Below are 246 nucleotides of genomic sequence, written 5' to 3' on the forward strand. Positions count from 1 at the left end.
CTGTGATTTCTCCTGTTGCAGGATCATATGTTAATCCTGGTGGTAATCCTTCTACTGTCACCGTCGGTGGTGTTCCACTGTCATCTGTTGATGTTACTGGAATCGCTGTGATTGGTTGTCCTTCCACCACTGTTGTATCGTTAATCGGATCGATTGTTGGTGGTGTGTTTGCTTGGTCTGTTCCATCTTTTGGATTTTTATTTGTGTTTAATTCTTCTGTATCTGGTACGCCATCTCCATCATCAT

At 42.7% G+C, this 246-nt stretch carries 1 protein-coding gene; it reads right to left on the reverse strand.

Annotation, left to right across the window (positions count from 1 at the left end; translation table 11 throughout):
* On the reverse strand, positions 1-246 hold a 246-nt coding region (locus HHH54_RS11170), incomplete at both ends, for a putative Ig domain-containing protein (protein ID WP_198618839.1).

The sequence above is a fragment of the Staphylococcus canis genome (genome assembly GCF_016238445.1).
Classification (GTDB): Bacteria; Bacillota; Bacilli; order Staphylococcales; family Staphylococcaceae; genus Staphylococcus; species Staphylococcus canis.